We start from the raw sequence: 1,428 nt of genomic DNA on the forward strand, positions 1-1,428 counted from the left end.
CTCCAGTCTTCGTAACAACATAGGTGTGGCTGCCATCAGCTCTCGCGCGAGACGGCCAAGCTCGCATGCGTAGATCTTGTTGCTACCATCCATAAATCTCTGTTTGCCGTTCGCGTACATGCTGGGGCGACCGAAGTTGAAGCCCCCTACCCACTCTCCCAGGAATTTGAATGGCAGGGTGCGTTCCATCGATGTCAATTGTGATCCCTCCTGACCCTGATATCCCTTTCAAACCATCCGTACCACTGCCTCCAACTATGCAGAAAAACTCATCTGCACGATCAATTCCGGTAGTGGAGGCGGAGTGAATGAAGTTAAAGGAACCCTCTACCCCAATTCACCGTCCCCTTGAAGCTCTCCATCACGATGTAGCAGCCCCTTCTTGATGCTTGGTCGAACGCCGCAGTAAAGGCTGTTGAAGAAATACCATCGATAGCTCCTGTATAGGACTTTTCCATGGAGCTGATCGACACTGGTAAGCCTGTTGTAATTTCGGGCGTGGGATGCTGTGGCAGCAGTTGATCGATCTCACTCGCTCGCTGCGTCGGCAGGCGCGTCAGCACATCTTTGAGATACGCATAAGGATCATGCCCATTCATGCGGGTTGACTGAATCAAGCTCATGATCGCAGCTGCCCGCTTACCGCTGCGTAGCGACCCGGCGAACACCAGTTCGAGCGTCCAAGTGCCCACGGCCCTACTGCAGCCCAAATGAGCGAATTTACCCCTTATCTCGGCATCCCCCCAAGAGATCCTGCGGCTTGCCAAATGAAAAGTCAGGCACTAAGGTAGCGCCCTCTAACGACTGGCCCTGGACTTTGGGTGAGCGGTAGCGGCTACAGACAAAAAATCAGATGGCAGCGCACCCTCCTTTGGCGAGTACTTCACCGCACAAAGATAGCGCTGTCCCACTGTCAAGGTGCCCGAGGCTCTATAGAGCTTTCCTTGAAAGTAACAATCACAAGAAAGGAAGCCCGTGATGACGAATGCTAGTGCTAGCGCGACTGTCACCAACAGTTTGGCAACACCCCACGCCCAACGGATGAGCACCTACGTGTTCGCGCTGTTTTTCATCCTCGGCAGCATCACCAGCCTTAACGATGTCCTGGTGCCAAAACTCAAGCACCTCTTCAGCCTCAGCTATACCGAGGCCATGCTTGTGCAGTCGTCATTCTTTTTTGCCTATTTCATTTTCGCCATACCCGCAGGCCTGCTCATTTCGCGAATCGGCTACATGAGAGCGGCCGTCCTCGGGTTGCTGCTGATGGCTGGTGGATGCCTGCTCTTCATTCCTGCCACCCAGTCCGCATTGTTTCCAGCCTTCCTCGGCGCCCTCTTTGTGCTTGCGATTGGCGTGACAACCGTTCAGGTCGTTGCGAACCCGCTGCTTTCACTACTCGGAACCGCCGCAATGGCCCCCAGCCGCCTC

At 54.6% G+C, this 1,428-nt stretch carries 3 protein-coding genes and 2 pseudogenes; 1 reads left to right on the forward strand and 4 read right to left on the reverse strand.

The genetic code is table 11. The features are described from left to right. From AC1DLB_RS29955 to AC1DLB_RS29970, 4 genes and pseudogenes are all read right to left on the reverse strand, one after another. Nucleotides 1-162: pseudogene (locus AC1DLB_RS29955) on the reverse strand (UvrD-helicase domain-containing protein); the annotation flags it as partial. Beyond that, on the reverse strand, nucleotides 83-337 hold the full coding sequence (locus tag AC1DLB_RS29960; protein WP_477745508.1) for a DUF3224 domain-containing protein: 255 nt from the start codon (nucleotides 335-337) through the stop codon (nucleotides 83-85). The pseudogene AC1DLB_RS29955 and the gene AC1DLB_RS29960, both read right to left, overlap by 80 nt. Beyond that, nucleotides 315-458 carry a DUF3224 domain-containing protein gene (locus AC1DLB_RS29965; RefSeq protein ID WP_477745509.1) on the reverse strand — a complete coding sequence of 48 codons (144 nt, stop codon included), beginning with the start codon at nucleotides 456-458 and terminating at the stop codon, nucleotides 315-317. The genes AC1DLB_RS29960 and AC1DLB_RS29965 overlap by 23 nt, the downstream gene beginning before the upstream one ends. A 51-nt stretch (nucleotides 459-509) precedes the next feature. Beyond that, a pseudogene (locus AC1DLB_RS29970) lies at nucleotides 510-697 on the reverse strand (transposase domain-containing protein); the annotation flags it as partial. 344 nt (nucleotides 698-1,041) lie between these two features. On the opposite strand from AC1DLB_RS29970, the gene AC1DLB_RS29975 reads away from it, so the two are divergent. Then, nucleotides 1,042-1,428: MFS transporter (locus tag AC1DLB_RS29975; protein WP_477786280.1), on the forward strand; the 387-nt coding region annotated here is incomplete at its 3' end.

This window comes from Pseudomonas sp. 05N434 (assembly GCF_056396965.1).

Excerpts from the sequence above, each read along its gene's own strand:
- AC1DLB_RS29965 (WP_477745509.1), bottom strand. The coding sequence starts at position 458 with ATGGAAAAGTCCTATACAGGAGCTATCGATGGTATTTCTTCAACAGCC.